Origin of the sequence: Occallatibacter savannae (assembly GCF_003131205.1) — a bacterium.
Lineage (GTDB): Bacteria > Acidobacteriota > Terriglobia > Terriglobales > Acidobacteriaceae > Telmatobacter > Telmatobacter savannae.
This window is the reverse complement of sequence record NZ_QFFY01000001.1, coordinates 44,682-61,605: the sequence shown is the minus strand read 5'-3', so window position 1 is coordinate 61,605 and position 16,924 is coordinate 44,682. Positions and strand designations below refer to the sequence as shown.

At 60.3% G+C, this 16,924-nt stretch carries 11 protein-coding genes and 1 tRNA gene; 5 read left to right on the top strand and 7 right to left on the bottom strand.

Annotated elements, in window-relative coordinates; translation table 11 throughout:
- Window positions 1-4: 4 nt before the first annotated feature.
- The 3 genes from DHV10_RS00270 to galA form a co-directional block, all read right to left on the bottom strand.
- Window positions 5-535 carry a Dps family protein gene (locus DHV10_RS00270; RefSeq protein WP_109484331.1) on the bottom strand — a complete coding sequence of 177 codons (531 nt, stop codon included), beginning with the start codon at window positions 533-535 and terminating at the stop codon, window positions 5-7.
- A 204-nt stretch (window positions 536-739) separates the two neighbouring features.
- Entirely contained in the window at window positions 740-2,188 is a 1,449-nt protein-coding gene (locus DHV10_RS00265) for a chitobiase/beta-hexosaminidase C-terminal domain-containing protein (RefSeq protein ID WP_109484330.1), read from the bottom strand.
- 365 nt (window positions 2,189-2,553) lie between these two features.
- On the bottom strand, window positions 2,554-5,061 hold the full coding sequence (galA, locus tag DHV10_RS00260; RefSeq protein WP_109485626.1) for a beta-galactosidase GalA: 2,508 nt from the start codon (window positions 5,059-5,061) through the stop codon (window positions 2,554-2,556).
- Between the two features lie 255 nt (window positions 5,062-5,316).
- Here galA and DHV10_RS00255 point away from each other — a divergent pair.
- The 5 genes from DHV10_RS00255 (at window position 5,317) to nrfD (ending at window position 10,659) form a co-directional block, all read left to right on the top strand.
- Window positions 5,317-5,406: transfer RNA gene (locus tag DHV10_RS00255), tRNA-Ser, on the top strand.
- A 165-nt stretch (window positions 5,407-5,571) separates the two neighbouring features.
- On the top strand, window positions 5,572-6,132 hold the full coding sequence (locus DHV10_RS28465; protein WP_109484329.1) for a molybdopterin-binding domain-containing protein: 561 nt from the start codon (window positions 5,572-5,574) through the stop codon (window positions 6,130-6,132).
- A gap of 12 nt (window positions 6,133-6,144) precedes the next feature.
- Window positions 6,145-8,760, top strand: a complete 2,616-nt coding sequence (locus DHV10_RS00245) for a molybdopterin-dependent oxidoreductase (RefSeq protein WP_109484328.1) — start codon at window positions 6,145-6,147, stop codon at window positions 8,758-8,760.
- Window positions 8,757-9,578 (top strand): 4Fe-4S dicluster domain-containing protein, encoded by an 822-nt coding sequence (locus DHV10_RS00240; RefSeq protein WP_109484327.1) that lies wholly within the window; start codon window positions 8,757-8,759, stop codon window positions 9,576-9,578. Before DHV10_RS00245 ends, DHV10_RS00240 begins: the two co-directional genes overlap by 4 nt.
- A gap of 4 nt (window positions 9,579-9,582) precedes the next feature.
- On the top strand, window positions 9,583-10,659 hold the full coding sequence (nrfD, locus tag DHV10_RS00235) for an NrfD/PsrC family molybdoenzyme membrane anchor subunit (RefSeq protein WP_109484326.1): 1,077 nt from the start codon (window positions 9,583-9,585) through the stop codon (window positions 10,657-10,659).
- Window positions 10,660-10,681: 22 nt separating this feature from the next.
- Here the strand turns inward: nrfD and DHV10_RS00230 are convergent, their stop codons facing one another.
- From DHV10_RS00230 to DHV10_RS00215, 4 genes are read right to left on the bottom strand one after another with little or no spacing between them, the layout of a single operon-like run.
- On the bottom strand, window positions 10,682-12,736 hold the full coding sequence (locus DHV10_RS00230; protein WP_109484325.1) for a hypothetical protein: 2,055 nt from the start codon (window positions 12,734-12,736) through the stop codon (window positions 10,682-10,684).
- Window positions 12,737-12,772: 36 nt separating this feature from the next.
- On the bottom strand, window positions 12,773-14,374 hold the full coding sequence (locus DHV10_RS00225; protein WP_162601082.1) for a hypothetical protein: 1,602 nt from the start codon (window positions 14,372-14,374) through the stop codon (window positions 12,773-12,775).
- Window positions 14,375-14,407: 33 nt separating this feature from the next.
- On the bottom strand, window positions 14,408-14,722 hold the full coding sequence (locus tag DHV10_RS00220) for a hypothetical protein (RefSeq protein ID WP_109484323.1): 315 nt from the start codon (window positions 14,720-14,722) through the stop codon (window positions 14,408-14,410).
- Window positions 14,723-14,757: 35 nt separating this feature from the next.
- Entirely contained in the window at window positions 14,758-16,851 is a 2,094-nt protein-coding gene (locus DHV10_RS00215; protein ID WP_162601081.1) for a PD40 domain-containing protein, read from the bottom strand.
- Between the last annotated feature and the right edge of the window lie 73 nt (window positions 16,852-16,924).

The window sequence follows — 16,924 nt, the reverse complement described above, 5'->3', positions numbered from 1 at the left end:
CCAACTACTCCCGATCCACTTCTCTCCGCGTAATTTCGAACAGGAACCAGTGCCTTCTCTCTCCCTGGTCGATCCAGTTTTCCAGCAGGCTCGCCGTCGCGACGTCCCTACCCTCATCACACAGATCGTGTGTCTCGCGCATACTCTGGATGAGCTGCCGCTCGTTTTCCCGCAACTCCGCCAGCATGTCCTCGGGCGTCACGTACTCCGCATCGTTATCCGCGATCCGCTGCAGCCGCGAGATATGGCCGATCGACCGCACCGTCGTACCGCCAATCTTCCTCACGCGCTCTGCGATGTCGTCCGTCATCGCAAACAGCTGCTCGCCATGCTCATCGAGCAGCAGATGGTAGTCGCGGAAGTGTCTCCCGCTCATATGCCAATGAAAATTCTTCGTCTTTACATAAAGGCCGAACACATCCGCCAGCAGCGCATTCAGCGCGCCAGTAATGTCCTTGACTGCTTTGGATTCAAGATCGGTCGGGGTTGCCAGCGGAGCCTTCTGCCGTTCAGCGAGTACCTGCGTCGATGCCATTCCTGTCACCTCTCGCAGCTAAGATGTCCGCGGCACATTACGGTTGCAATAATTCCGGGAAATCCTTCCATACCCCTATATAGATCTCGCAACAACTTTCATCGCGCATCAACGCCCTGCATGGCAGAGCGCTTCCACGAACGTCAGAGATCCTTAACTTGGTAAACGGAATGAAAAGCCCGAAAGAAAAGCCCGGCTAATCTCTTACCAGCGATCGATCGTGAAGTGATCCAGGTACAGCGTTGAAGATCCGCTGGTACCCAGCCCATCCACCTGGAAGTTGGCCACCAAAGCGCCGAGTGCCCACCCGAGGGAGAAATCCGAGTTCACCGTCTGGTTGATCGGTGACTCCACGCCATCGAACCATACAGAGTGGTACGTCACATTCCCTGAATCATCACGCGAAGTAACGATCTGGATGTGATGCCACGTGTCTCGCGTCCATTTGGCTGGATTGCACGGAGCCGCCGACTTGATCCATTTTGCTTGCGGCTGCGTCGGCGTACCCGCATTCGTCGTGAACTCCCATGTATTCGAATACCCGGAACACTGGAACGCGTAGATCACCGTGTCCCCATTCCGCATCACCTGGTTGTTGTCCATCTCCAGATTGCTCACAACGCTCCCGGATGAAATCCACACCTCGGCGTCATACACAAAGTTCTTCGAGTCCGTATCATTCCCATACGTGACCGAGTAGAGTTCACCGCCGGAGTTGGTGTACGTCGTGTAGAACTTCGCCGCCTGCCCGCTCAGCGACGGATCGCTGACCAGGATCATCGATCCGACCGAAGTGCCCGACGTGCCGGGATCATGCTTGATCCTCCAGTTCGGAAGCAACTGAATCTCTGTTTGGCTCCTTGCATAGGAGGGAATGGATGGTCCGGTTGGCGCTGGAGCAGGAGTCGGCGCCGGTGCTGAAATGTCATAGCTGGCTTGCGCCACGGCGCTGTTCCCGTAGCCCTGCGCCACCGCGATTGCCTTAAGCGTCATCGAGCTTGCAACCGCCACCGGGCCCGCATAGAGATGAGAGGACGCCGTGGGTGTAGAACCGTCTGTCGTGTAGTAGATAGCTGCGCCTGAAGTTGCTGACGAAATCGACACGCTCTGCGCAGTTGTAAACGTACCCGACTGCACGGAGAAGGATGGAGTAGCCGCCTGGGGCGACGCAGCAGTCGTGGTCGGCGTCGTGGCTACGTTCACGCTCACCTCCGCTTCGCTGCTCACATTCTGGCCCAGGCACTTTACATGCAGCACGTGTGGCCCTGCGGTTGCAGCTACCTGTGCGCTGAACGACGCCGGCTCCGACACCCACTGGCCCGCGTCTACCGCGTAGCTCATCGAGACCACGGGTTGCGATCCGCACGTTGCCGCGCTGGCGCTCACCGTAAATGGCGAGGTCACGCTGGCTCCGTTGAACGGCGCCGCGATGGTGATTCCGGCACTGAGTTTCGAAGTGATCGATGAGGAGGGAGCCGAACAGCCTGATATGGCGACGACGATCAGCAGACCCGCTACCCCGAGAAAGTTCGCCGTTGATTGCTGAACGCTCCCGCCCGTTTTGGCGCCTGCGCGAGTGTCAATTCCAGCCTTCGAGGCCGCCAGGAATACCGATCCGCGGACATGCGCACACTTCTTCGCACCAGAGAACATCGGGGCCCCCACATTCGAGCTAGATCAGGGTGCGAAGAAAAGCAGAATCGGTTGTGACTTACCGAACGCCCGCGAGCGCGGGACACAAGCCTGTTCTTGCAAGGTTGCGCGAGCCAGGCTCATACCCGCGCATCCGTTCGTCTGTAGCTTTGTAGCGAAACCAGAATAGCGGCTGTATCTCCGCTCTTGAAGCAAGCGTAGATCCGCGCGAATTACTGAGGTAATTCGGCAAAGAAGCGGAACTGCGGAATCAGTACGAAGGTCGCATGAGCATGCGCCCTGTTGACTCAATGCCATCGAGATTCCGCACTTGCCTGATCCCTAATCCCTGTTCCTTCCCTAATCCCTGTTCCCTAATCCCTGCCTCACGCCACCGTCGGCCTTAACTCCACCTTCTTCGTCCGGATTGTGATCGTCGCCGGCGTCAGCTCAGGCCCGTCCCAACCTTCTTTCGAAGCTTCGATCTTGATCTCGCCCGGCTCCTTCGTAGCCTGCACGATCACTTGCGCCAGCCCATTGAATAGCGAGCGCTTCGGAGCCTTGTCGCTCTCCTGGCAATTCGGATCGCCGTTCCCCACTCCGATCAGCGCGCCGGCTCCAGTTACCTTGAATCCAATGTGGTTGTCCGCCAGCGGATTCAGCCGTCCTTCCTTGTCCAGCCCCTCTACCCTGATCACCGCCACATCTTCGCCGTCGGCGTTGATCTCCGTCCGGTCCACCGTCAGCTTGATCGCCGCAGTGTCGCCCGTGCTTTCGCGCTTGGCCGTGTGCACAACCTTGCCGTCCTTGCTCCCGCGCGCCTCAATCACTCCCGGCTCGTACTTCACCTTCCACTGCACGTGTCCCAGGTGCGGAACCTTTTGGCTCCCCGCGCTTTTCCCATTCACAAACAGCTCCACCTCATCCAGGTTCGAGTACACCCACACCGGAATCTCGGTTCCCTCGCGCCCCGTCCAGTTCCAGTGCGGAAACACATGCACCACCGGCTCCTTGTTCCACCACCACGCGCGATAGTAGTAGTAGTTGTCCTTCGGGAACCCGCACATATCCACGATGCCGAATTGCGAGTTAATCGACGGCCACCCGTAGGGCGTCGGCTCTCCGCGATAGTCAAACCCCGTCCACGCAAATCCGCCCGCCTCCCACTCGCGCTCGCCGTAGTACTTCCACCAGTCCTCCGCCGTCTCGCCCCACGGCACCACGCCGTCATACGAGTTCACCGTGTTGCGCAGCTTGTCCGTGCTGTACACGCCGCGCGTCCCGATCGCGCTCGAAGTCTCCGATCCGTAAATCGGCCGATTCGGGAAATCCTTGTGGTACGACTCCGGATTTTTCAGGTTGTAGTTGAACCCCAGCACGTCGAACGCATCCGAGATCCCCTGCCGGTTGTCCCCATTCACCGCCGCCGAAACCACACGCGTAGGGTCAAGCTCGTGGCACTTCCTCACCATCTCCGTCGCAATCTTTTTGCCCTGCTCCGCCATCTGCCCCTGCAGCAGAAACTCCTCATTCCCTACCGACCACAGAATGATTGACGGCGAATTGCGATAGCGCTTCACCATCACCTCAAGCTGCGCCATCCCCTCTGGATTCGAGCTCATCTGCCGCGTCTCGCACATCATCATCATGCCCATGCGGTCGCAGGCATCCACCCACTCCGGCGTCGGCATGTTGTGCGAAGTGCGCACTGCGTTCCCGCCCATCTCGCGCAGCACCGCCAGCCTGTACCACTGCATCGCATCCGGCAGCGCCGCGCCAATCCCCGCATGATCCTGGTGATTGCACGTGCCCATGATCTTTACCTGCTTGCCGTTCAGCAGGAATCCCTTATCCGCCGTAAACTTTGCCGTCCTCACGCCAAAGCTCACGCGCTCCGCATCGCGAGCCTTACCCCCGGCCTCCACCGTCACAATCGCCTGATACAGATTCGGCGTCTCCACTGACCACAGCGCCGCATTCGCCAGCTTCGCCGTCGCCGTAAACGTCGTGCTGCCATCCGCCGTAACCTGCTGAGCCGGACTCTCCGCCGTCGCCACCGTCTTCCCCGCCGCATCCACAATCTGCCACTTCACCTTGGCAGATTCGGCCTTGTCGCCCTCGTTCTGCACTACAGTCGACAGCGTCAGCGTCGCGCTGCTGCCCGCCAGCTCCGACCGCACATAGCTCTCCCATTTCCCCAGGTGCAGCGCATCCATCTTGCTCAGCCACACATGCCGATAAATCCCTGCGCCCTCGTAGAACCACCCATCGCCGAAGCTCGCATCCACGCGCGCAACAATATGGTTCTTCTTCCCGTACCGCAGAAAATCCGTCAGATCGAACCGGAAGGGCGCATACCCGTTGTTGTTCCGCCCGATAAAGCACCCGTTCACAAATACGATGACGTCGCGAAACGCGCCATCGAACTCCAACCAAATCCGCCGCCCCAGGTCGCTCTGCGGAATATCGAACTCGCGCCGGTACCAGCCCACGCTCGTCTCCGGATACCGCCTGCCCAGCGGCTTGAACCCATGCGACTCCAGTTCCTTGTCGCGCAAAAACGGCAGCTCCACCGCCCAGTCATGCGGCAGATTCAGCGTCCGCCACTTCGAGTCGTCAAACTTCTCCTTGGCAAAATTGAAGTCGCCCGTTTTTGCGAAGTCTCCCTGGTTCATGCCGAACCCAAGGTCCTTGGCCGGATCCTCCCCATTCCCAAACGTGAACTTCCATCCGAAATCAAACAGGAGATGCTCGCGTGGTGCCACCGGCGCAAGTGCCTCCGCCGACCCGGCCATCATCGCCGCCGTACGTCCCCACGCTGACCGCGCCATCAGTGAAGCCGCAGAAAATCCCAAACCGCTAACCAGCAGATCGCGCCGCGAAAAATCAGACATGGACATCCCTCTCTTCTTAGGCCCGCTTCGTTTCAGTTGTCGCGAGCAAAGCGGAAATATACATCCCCTACCCGCAAAAAGTAAACGATTTCATCCGCAGTCCACGCGCACTTCCGCATCGGTGCGCTCATCGTTCCGCGTGCGCAATCCCCATCGGCGAATGTGGTAAATTCAAGAAGTACGACTACTCAGACTGCCGCCGACTCGCGCAGCAGTTCCTGCCGCAGCAGCCTGCCCCGCAGGCAGCATCACTAAGGAGAGGTGGCCGAGTGGTTGAAGGCGCACGCTTGGAAAGCGTGTTTAGGGGAAACTCTAACGTGGGTTCGAATCCCACCCTCTCCGCCATTTACTGATCCCCGCTTTCCTTCCTCGCCGGCGTTTTTCACCCCATCCAACTTGTCGATCCTTCGCGCGCTCTGCGCCAAAGGCACCAGCCTGCGCCCTTGCACAGACAAACAACTGCATCTTCTTTCGCTGCATCGCAACGGTCATCGATGATGGAGTCCTAACATGCTCAGAGATCTTCTCTCGCGTTGGCCCGTGCTTCAGCAGATTAGAACCGGATCGGACGGCACTGGCGCCGAGTCGTGGAGTGAACGAACCCGCAACCTGAAGCCCAAGACAGCAGGCTGCGAAGTCACGCGGGGTGTTTGCCCCTATTGCGCCGTTGGCTGCGGACAGCTCGTCTATCACAAAGACGGCAAGCTCATCTCCATCGAAGGCGATCCGGCGTCGCCCATCTCGCGCGGCCACCTCTGCCCCAAGGGCTCCAACACGCATCAGCTCCACACGCACCCCGGCCGCCTCACGAAAGTGAAGTATCGCCGCCCTCACGCAAAAGACTGGGAAGACATCGATCTCGACACGGCGATGAACATGATCGCCGATCGCGTCTGGGACGCGCGCGAACGCACCTTCGAAGAGACACGCAACGGCGAGTCGCTCATGCAGACCACTGCCATCGCGCATCTTGGCGGAGCCACTCTCGACAACGAAGAGAATTACTTGATCAAGAAACTCTTCTCAGGAGGTTTGGGCATGGTTTGCATCAGCAACCAGGCCCGTATTTGACACAGCTCCACGGTGCCCGGTCTGGGCACCTCGGTTGGACGCGGCGGCGCTACCACAGCTCAACAATCGCTGGCCGACTCCGACGCAATTCTGATCATGGGCTCCTCGATGGCCGAGCAGCACCCGGTCGGCTATCAGTGGGTCGTTGAAGCTCGCGAGCGCGGATGCAAAGTGATCCACGTAGACCCGCGCTTCACGCGCACCTCCGCAACCGCGGACATCTGGGTGCCCCTGCGCGCCGGCTCTGACATCGTCTTCCTCGGCGGCCTCATACACTACGTCCTCGAAAACGAGAAGTGGTTTAAGGAGTACGTCCTCCACTACACCAACGCGTCCACCATTCTTCGCGATGACTATGTCGATGCTGAAGATGCAGGCGGCCTCTTCTCCGGCTGGGACGCCGAGAAGAAAAAGTACGATCCTGAAACCTGGCTATACAAAGGCTCGGAACCAAAGAAGGAAAACGGCCAGTCGCTTCCCGGTCACCACGATGCCGGCGGCGGCCACGCCAAAGACCGCGGCGGCGAAGCCGGCAACACCACCGAGTTCGAAACCGACGACACCCTCCAGCACCCTCGCTGCATCTTCCAGGTTCTCAAGCGGCACTTCGCGCGCTATACGCCTGAGATGGTGGAGCGTTCTTGCGGTGTCCCCCAGGATGTTTTCCTTCGGGTCGCCGAGACCTACGCCGCAGCCTCCGGTCGCAGCAAAACAGGCTGCATCTGCTACGCCGTCGGCTGGACGCAGCACTCCACCGGCGTCCAGATCATTCGCGCCGCTGCGATCCTTCAGCTTCTTCTCGGCAATTTCGGACGCCCCGGTGGCGGCATCCTCGCACTGCGCGGACACGCCTCCATCCAGGGCTCAACCGACATCCCCACGCTTTACGACATTCTCCCCGGCTACATGCCGATGCCCTTCTTCGACGCCGATTCGAAGACCTTCGAGCAATACATCAAGCAGCACTCCACAGAAGCCGGCCTGTGGACAAAATTCGAAGACTTCATGGTCAGCTTCCTCAAAGCCTGGTATGGAGACGCTGCCACCAAAGAGAATCAGTGGGGCTTCAACTTCCTTCCCCGCGTCACTGGCGATCACTCCGAACTCGGCTACTGGCTCGACATGAAAGACGGCAAGCTCGAAGGCCTCTTCGTCATGGGCCAGAACCCCGCCGTTGGCGCACCCAACGGCCGTCTCCAGCGCAAAGCCATGGCAAATCTCAAGTGGCTCGTGGTCCGCGATCTCGTCGAGATCGAAACCTCCACCTTCTGGAAAGACTCGCCCGAGATCGAACGCGGAGAGCTCCGCACCGAAGACATCGCCACCGAAGTCTTCCTCATGCCCGCCGCCGGCCCTGCTGAAAAATCCGGCTCCTTCACCAACACCCAGCGCCTTCTCCAGTGGCACAACAAAGCAGTCGAGCCGCCCGGAGACGCACGCAGCGAGTTATGGTTCGTCTATCACCTCGGCCGCATGTTCAAGGGGCGAGCCGCTCGCGAACGCACGCCGAAGAACGATGCCCTCAACGCACTCACGTGGGAACTCCCCACCGAAGGCGCGGTAGCCGAGCCCAGCGCCGAGGCCGTCCTCGCCGAGATCAACGGCCGCGATCTCACAACCGGCAAGCTCCTCTCCACCTTCGAGGACCTCAAGCGTGACGGGACCACAATGTCCGGCTGCTGGATCTACACCGGCGTCAAGCCTGCCGAAAACCGCAACGTCGCCAACGAACGCAGCGCCCACGATGCACTTGGCCACGGTTGGGGTTTCGCATGGCCCAAAGACACGCGCATCATCTACAACCGTGCCTCTGCCGCCCCCGACGGCACACCCTGGAGCGAAGAGAAAAAGTTCGTCTGGTGGGATGAAGAGAAACGCGAGTGGACCGGAAAAGACATCACGGATTTCAAGAAGGACATGCCGCCCGACCACAAACGGGATCTGTCCAAAGGCGGACTCGAAGCGCTCGACGGAGACAAGCCTTTCGGCATGCACCCAGATGGACGCGGCTGGCTCTACGTGAACAGCGGCCTCAAAGACGGCCCGCTCCCCACGCACTTCGAACCGCTTGAGTCTCCCGTAGAAAACCCGCTCTATCCACAGCACCAGTCCAATCCGCCCTCAGACAAGAAGCAACGCCCCGACAACCCGTATGCGAGCACTCCTCACGACTCGCGCTTCCCCTTCGTGCTCACCACCTATCGCCTCACCGAGCATCACACCGCCGGCGGAATGTCGCGCTCCCTCAGCCATCTGTCCGAACTGCAGCCGGAGCTCTTCGCGGAGATCTCTCTCGAACTCGCCGAACTCACCGGCGTCTCTCCCAACGACTACGTCACCATCGTCACCCCGCGCGCCCTCATCTCCGCGCGCGCTCTCGTCACGCCGCGCATGACTCCGCTGATCATTCAAGGCCACCAGATCCACCAGGTGGGCCTGCCTTATCACTGGGGCTGGAAAGGCATCGTTACCGGCGATGTCGCCAACGATCTTCTCGCCATCTCGCAGGATCCCAACGTGCGCATCATGGAGACCAAAGGCCTCGTCTGCAATCTGATCCCGGGCCGCCATCCCGCCGGTCACAAGGCGCTCGATGAGCTGCACGAACTTCTGGAGGAAAGGCCATGAGCGGCGCAACTGATCACACCGGCATTCAGCCCGGCGAAGTAACCTCATTCCTCACCGACTCCACTCTCTGCATCGGCTGCAAGGCGTGCGAAGTCGCATGCAAGGAGTGGAACGGCATCTCCGCCGACGGCTACGACTTTACCGGCTGGTCCTACGACAACACCGCCGCGCTCGGCCACTCGACGTGGCGTCACGTCAAATTCGTCGAAGGTGAAATCACGCCCGGCATCGGCGGCAACTCCGCGCAGCAGCTCTCGTGGGAGTTCTCGTCAGATGTCTGCAAGCACTGCGAAGTTGCCGGCTGCCTCGAAGCCTGTCCCACCGGTTCGCTCGTGCGCACCGAGTTCGGCTCCGTCTTTCTTCAGCCGGACATCTGCAACGGCTGCTCCTACTGCGTCATCTCATGCCCCTTCGGCGTCGTGCAGAAAAACGAAGACGACGGCCGCGCATTCAAGTGCACCTTCTGCACCGATCGCCAGAAAGCCGGCATGATGCCTGCATGCGCCAAGGCATGCCCAACTGAATCCATCAAGTTCGGTCGCCTCGACGAACTCAAAGTCGAAGCGCAGGTCCGCCTCGCCACTCTGCAGTCCCGCGGCATGACCGACGCGCAGATCTACGACCCCACCCACACCAGCGTCAAGGGCATCCACTCCATGTTCATCATTCGCGGCGAGCCCGAGACCTACAACCTCCCGCCCAGGCCCGAAGTCCCCACTATCTACCTCAAAGACGCCTGGAAGTCTGCCGCCTTTGAAGCCGTAGCGATGGTCGGCGCAGTCGTTGCTTCATTCTTCTTTTTAGGCAGGAAAGGATAGCTCGATGAGTGAGGCTCAATCATCCTTCCGCGAAAGTCGTCTCGACGAGATTCGCCGCGAAGCATCGCAATTCGGCACCGTCCAGCAGGCCGGGATCCGCGCAGCCGGATCGCCTCTGCCTAAAGCATCTCCGCAAACCGGCTACTACCAGCAGCACCTTCTTAAAGAGCCGCAGTGGACGCCGCTCGTGCCTCTCTACTTCTTCGTCGGCGGCGCCTCCGGCTCGCTCGGCGTCATCGGCTCTCTCGCCGATCTCATCGGCGAAAACGACGACCTTGCGCGCAAAGCCCGTCACATGGCCACTGCGGGATCGACCATCTCCTCGGTCCTTCTCATCGCCGATCTCGGCCGCCCCTCGCGCTTCCTCAACATGCTTCGCATCTTCAAACCGCAGAGCGTCATGTCCGTCGGCTCCTGGGTTCTCAGCGGCTTCTCCGCCTTCGCCGCTGCCTCTACACTCGCCGACATTCTCGATACGCAAATTGACGGCAGCCCGATTGCAACGTTCCTTCGCACCATCGGACGCACCGGCTGCACCGTTCTCGGCATGCCGTTCCACAACTACACCGGCGTCCTCATCGGAGCCACTGCGATTCCCGTCTGGAACAACCGCGTCCGCTCTCTTCCGCGCGAATTCGGCATGTCGGGCCTCCAGTCCGCCGTCAGCCTCCTCGAACTCTCGGGTGAAACGGACAGCAACGCCCTCAACGCCATCGGCCTCGTCGCCGCCGCCTTCGAGACCTGGGAAGGCATCGAACTTCTTCGCACCAGAGATCGCGAACTCGCGCCGACAAAACAAGGCTTGACCGGCGCGCTCATCCAGACCGCCGGAGTCCTCTCCGGCCCGCTGCCCATCGCTCTGCGTCTCGCTTCCCTCTTCACGTCGAGAAGAAGACGTCGCCTCCGCCAGGCCGCCGCCCTCTCCGGAATCATCGGCTCTCTCTGCCTGCGCTATGGCTGGGTCGCGGCCGGAACCGTCTCCGCGCGCGATTGGCGCATTCCATTGAACATCCCCGAGCCCGACGCCTCAACATCATTCGATCGCCGTGCTGCAGACTCACTCACCAGGCGAACGCCTTGAGTCGAACACTATCCGCACTCGCTCACCGCGAAGCTTCGAAAGTCCCCAGCGAGCAGCGCGCGTTCCGCGGTGTGAAGTCCACCCCGCCGCCGGCGGCCTGAAACACCTTTCGCCCCGTCACCTCGACCTCGCCCGAACCCGTCAGAGTATTATTCGGCTGCAGAATGAGAGAGAGAGGGCCGGTGTTGTTCTGGAACTTCACAACCATCTGCCCACTCCCCCTCTCCACCTCGTACGCCTCTGAATTCATCGACTCGCCGCATTCCAGAGTCGCTGAGTCATCGCGAAATTCCACCTTCAGCCCGCCCGCAACCGCATAGGTGCCATTGAGGCGCAATCCCGGCTTGCTGTTTGCAGACTTGCTCGGCTTGCTGCCCAGCACTGCCGTCAGCAGAGCAGCATCTTTCACGCTCGCCGTCGTCGCCGGCAGCGTACCCACCGTGCAGCGCTCCGTTTTCGGAATTGTCCTAGGTCTTTGATACGTAGAAGGACCCCAGCTCGTAGTCGTCGTCTGCTGATCGACCGAGAACTGCCCTCCGTTCTGATGCAGCTGATCGGCGCTGTATTCCCGCTCTTCGCCCACCTCAAGCTGCCGCTGCGTCGTGGTCGTCTGAGTCTGCATTCCCGACCCCATAGCCCCGCCGCCACCACCCGCCGGCACCTCGCCCGCAACTGAGATCGTCCGTCCCTCTCCCGAGAGACTTCCATCGCCTCTGTATGAAAGAACCAGCGGCGGATTCGTCACAGGGATCTTCACCGACACCTGCATTCCAGAATGTTCCACCGTGTACGTGCGCGGCTCCGGCAGCAGGCCGCCACAGAACACATACACGGTGTCCTGCCGGAAATTCAGAGAAAATCCACCCCCCGAGTACACACCCGTGAAACGCAAGCCTGTAGGCGTCTTCCCCACAATTGCCTCTTTGATGTCGCCACCCATCAGATCGTTGAAGCCGATCTTCATGCCCTCGCCCAGGCACTCCATCTCACTGCGGCCAGACTCGATACAGTGCCGCACCGCAACTGATCCCGCATCCTTCGCATAGTGATCGTTGGCTCCGCCCGGATTGCTCGCTGCCTCCTTCTGCTTCGCGACTGCGTCGTTGTAGGTGCGCATTTCTTCGTCGTAGTGCTTCTTCCCGCCAGCAGAGAGGTCGCTCAGCGCTCCCTTGTATGCCGAGTTCGCCTGCTGACCCATCAGTTGTCGCGCCCATTGATCGGCGTCGCCCATCTCGTATTTCCAATGCATGCCCGTGAAAGCCTTGGCTTCTTCCGGCGTGTGCGACTGCTCGTAACCCTGCGTGATTTGGTACGAGGCCAGGCGGTATGCAGTCATCACAGTCTGTTCGTCCAGCGTGTAAGGGGCGCGAATTGAGCGGGAAGATTTCATGCGCTGGATGTACTGGCCCAGTTGGGTAAACACCGCAACCTGCCTCGCCATCGTATCTGTAGGATCGGACCCTTTGATCTCGCTCAACACTCGCTCAACCTGCGGCATGTCGGAAAGGTAGGCGGGATCCATTGTCCTTGGCGTGCCTGAGGGAGTCATGCCAAAGGTGGGCGGCGTCTTCGGCACCACGGACATATCCCCATTGCACGCCTTCACCATCTTCACCGCTCCCGCTACCGAACCGGGAGAGTCCGCGAGCACCTGTCCTTTGTTTTCGATCTTGAACCAGCAAGCATCCGCGCCGTTCCACTTGTCGCACTTCGAGATCGTCAGCACAAACCCGTTGGTGCAGTGATACACACCCAGTTGCGGCGCCCCTGCTATTCCCGTCGAAGGTGCTGCCGAAGCTACTGCAGGTGCTGCCGGCGCGGGCGGTCCCTGCACCTTGCACATCTTCGTCATCTGGTAAACCACGGCTTCGCGCGTGTTGTAGCGCTCAGAGTCCGGCTCATGCTGATAGAAGCACGCCTCGAACTTCGGCCCCTTCTCGCACCGGTGCACCACGTACACCTTGCCGTCGTTGCACAGGTAGGGAACGTTGAACTGAAGTCCATCCGGCGCCTGCTGCGCATGCACCAAGCCGCTCACGCAAAACAGGAGAACCGCCAAAATCCGTTTCGTATCCATCTCTATTCCTCGGACCAGAGTTGAAACCTGTGATGTTTACTCAGCGCGCCCTCCGCCGTTCGACGCGCGCATGGTATTCCGCTCGCTTTTGGCCGCGAACGCTCCCACCCGGCAACTCTCCGTATGCTGCGTAAAGCTGACGTTATCCCCACGAATGGCCGTCACCAGCTTGCCCGAAACCATCGTGGAACCGGAGCCGCGCAGCCCGTTATCACTTCCCACGCCCAACGCAAACGCCCCTCCCGCATTTTGCACGCGAACCACGAAGCCCTCCGGCGTGTTGTCTACCTGGTACGGAGCCTTCGCGTGTGCCTTGCCGCAATCCATGATGACTGCAGTGTTTTCAAATTCGAGGGTCAGGCCGGAGTCGCTCATGTAGCGGCCCGTCATGCGGAAGCCGGTGGCCGCGGGCTCTCCCCTTGTGACTGCATCCAGAAATCCGATGCCGGTCTTCGGCGTTTCGACGGGCTTCGGTCGAACGAAGTTCATCGGACCAATTGTGCAGCGCTCAACCTTCGGTCCGTAGGTCGGAGTGGATGTACTGGTGCTGCACGGGCCGTTGCAGTCATACCCCTGCGGACCCGCCGGCGCGCCATCCACCATCACTGTCTTCGTCGTGGTCGTCGATCCGGTAACGATCCTTCCCTTGACAAGCACAGAACCGGGACCGGAGAGACTTCCATCGGGTTGCAGGGCCACGACAATCGGCTGCGGCTCATTCGCAATCACGAGTTGGACCGCACTAGCGGATTTCCGCACGACATAATCGCGTCCATCGAAGATGTTCGAAACAAGCGTTCCGCAGTTCTCAAGTACTGCTACCGGAGCGCGGCTCAGGTTCGTGCCGAAGTCGATGCTGACGGCGCCCGATCTGCCCTGGTATCCGCCCACCAGGACGACCCCGGCCACAGGTGGCGCTGCATTGGGATCGGGCTTTTCTGCCCAGGGAACCAGAATGCTGGTCATGGTTCCCACGACGCCCACTCCCTCACATGCTTCAAGGCTGTCGCCCAGTTCCAGACAGCGTCGCAGTACGGGATCATTCACGCGATTGGCCTCGGCACGCGCAAACATCCCCGTAGGATCGAGTACGGGATCGCCTGCGATCGACGACCTGCCTCCGCCGGCATCCTGTTTCATCTGCTGCTGAAGTTTCTCCTCGTGCTGCTGGTAGCTCTGTGCAAGAGAATGCTCTGCGCCCCGATACGTGTCTGCGGCCTGCTGCCCCTGCAATTGCTTGATCCAGCTCAGGGCATTCATGATTTCGTACTTGCCTTCGAGTTGCTGGAAAGTCTTCACCTCGGCGGGTGAATGGGATTTGGTGAAGTCCTGCGTCATCTGCAGCGCAGCCAGGCTGTACTCGCGATACAGCTTCGTCTCAGCGGGTGTATACGGACCACCGTAGTTCCGGGCGTTCACAATTCGCTCGATGTACGTCGGCAAGTACGTCAGCACGGCAACCTGCCGCGCCGTAGTATCGATGGGGTCTGTTCCTTGCAACTGCGTTCTGATCTTCTCGACGGAGGGCAACGCTGCCGTGTAGTCCGCTCCTCCGCTCTGTGCCTGTCCGATCGCTGGATAAGTCGCGGCAACGAGACTAATCAGCAGAGCGTGGACAATCATGTGTTTCGTTCTCACCTGGCCTCCAGCACCGATCCAGACCCACTTCGATCAGCTCTTCTCTTTCCGCAGCGGCGGCATAAATGTGCCCGGAGGCCCCGTCAGCGATCCATCATCGTGAATATTGAAGACCGTCACTGGAGCGGGACTTCCCTTGCACGTCAGCGTCAACTGCTTCCCGCTGCTCTCGTACGTGCACTCTTCCACGTCTCCCATGAAGGTGAAATTCGCCTTCCCGCCAGACCGCAGCTCCAGAATCACCGCCCCATTCGCATCCGTATAGGTCCCCTTCGGCCCGGAGTTGCATCCGCCGATCAGCACAACCGCACTCGCCGCAACGACAACCACGAATCTAGAAACTCGCATAAGTCCTCCTCCCCTGTATGTGGACTGCTCCCGCTTTACTGATCCCGCTTTGCAACCAGGGCCCCTCCTCCGCTCAGTGCCGCAACACTCGTTTCGGAAGAAGGCGTAATCGTGATCCGTTTGAGATTGTTCTGGTCCTGACCGAGAACGGCGAGACTGCCGTCGGGAAGCATGTCCCACCATGCCTCGGGCGAATTCGCTGCAACGGCAGCCTCAGTATCCGCAACCACCTTGCCATCAACGAAAATGCGCAGGGCATCGCGTGAAGGTGCTCCCTGCGCCCACACGATGTGCTTGCTGTCGGCGGTGAATTCCAGGCGCTTCATCCCAGGATTCGCAACCACCGGAATGTACTTGCCATCCAGAAACAGTCCCGATGCGAACACGCCCGTGTCTGTCGGCGGCGCCGAGTCCGATGCGATGTGCTTGCTGTCGGGACTGAATACGTGTTGATATCTCGCCGTACTCGGCGTACCCAGGTTGCTATTAAACTGCACCACGTTGTCGATGACGAGCCGCATCCCGCCTCCCTGGAAGCCCGCACGATATGCGTAGTGCTGGCCATCAGCCGAAAAGCGAAGGTCACCCGCACCCCGAACTCCATCCGGCATGCGCAGGGTCTTGCCGTCCAGGTACAACGTTGGGGCCTCGCCACCGTTGAGCCCGCAGATTCCACCAGCCCGTGCGCCAACAGGGGCGATCACGAGTCCGCCGTGGCTGCCGCCGACCGCGGTCGCTAGCTCAGGCAGACACGGCTCCGACTCCTCGTCGCCGATGATGGCGAAGGGCTTTCCGTTCGAAAACGATGTGTAGGTCACTTTGCTAGAGTCCGCGGTGAAAACGATATTGTCGATCTTCTGGTACTCCTCCGCGCGCTTCCCGTCCACAATCAGGTACTGGTGGTTCTGCGTCGTCGTGTACCGCGCCGCGTAGTGCTTGCCGTCAGGACTGAACGCAACCTCATCGATAAACGCGCCACGCTCGCGAACGATCTCGCTCCCCGGCACCTTCTTTCCATTCACCACCAGGAATTGTGTTGGACTAGGGTTGCGAATGCCCGCGTCCACCACCGCCACCCACAAGTTGCCGCCCTTTGGCGCAACGTGAAGATCAAAACGGTCAGCGCGGATGAACGGCTTGCCATCCAGCATCCCTTCCATGTAACCAGCAGCGCCCGGGTGAGAGATGGTCGTATAAAGGTGCTGGCTGTCCGGGCTCCAACGCGGACCGCCACCCCGGTACGGTGCGACCTTGCCATCGACCACAAGTGCCCACTTCTGCTCGTCAGAGGGGTCGATCGCAACGTATGCATAGTGTTCACCATCCGGGCTGAATGACGGATGAATGCCGCCTACCTCTCCTGTCGACTGCGTTCCACTGGCACTCGGCAAAGCGGCCGCTTTACCGTCGAAGATGAATCGTGTGAAACTGCCCCCCTTCATGGTCGACGTGCGGACATTCTGGATGAGGTACACGTGCCGGCTGTTTGATGTAAACCCTAAATGGCAGCTGGAACTGTCAAATACCCCTTCCTGGGATTCGGCAGTACGCAGAAGCTCCTTGCCATCCACCATCACCACCATTTCGGTGCCCGATCGCCCGCAATAGGCGACGCGCTTGCCGTCGGGACTGAATGCGATGCCTTCAATGATTTCGTCGAACTTCGGACCTGGGACGCCATCGTAATAAACCACCGCACGGCTTCCGCTGTTTTCCCAAGTAGCAACGTGAACCCCGTGCGGGCTGACGTAGAAACGCGCACCTGGGGCCAACGGAGCCAGCACAGTCTCCTCCACCTTGGTTCCGTTAGGCGGACGGATCGGCCCAGACTCACGCCCGGACTGATCCGCAGCCTGCGCCACATCCTGGCGCGGTTGCCGCCCGGGCATCGGCGGCGCAGGCTGCCCGGGCTGCTGGCCCTGCGTCTGCTGCGGCGCAGGCTGCTGCCCCGGATTTTGCGTGATCTTCGCAAGCGCCTGGCAGGCCTTTTGCAGACCCTGCTGGCACTGCTGCTGCAGCACCTGTTGTTTCATCTTCTGCCACACGCTCTGGGCATGGACGGTCCCGGCGAATCCGGAGATCAGCAAGCAAAGGGGGAGGGCCAAGGCAAACTTCAAACGAGCACACATATCCGGTCTCCTGACCGCACAGGACTGTACGCGAAATCAAAACCAGGGATCAGGACACCAAGAATGAGTGCCC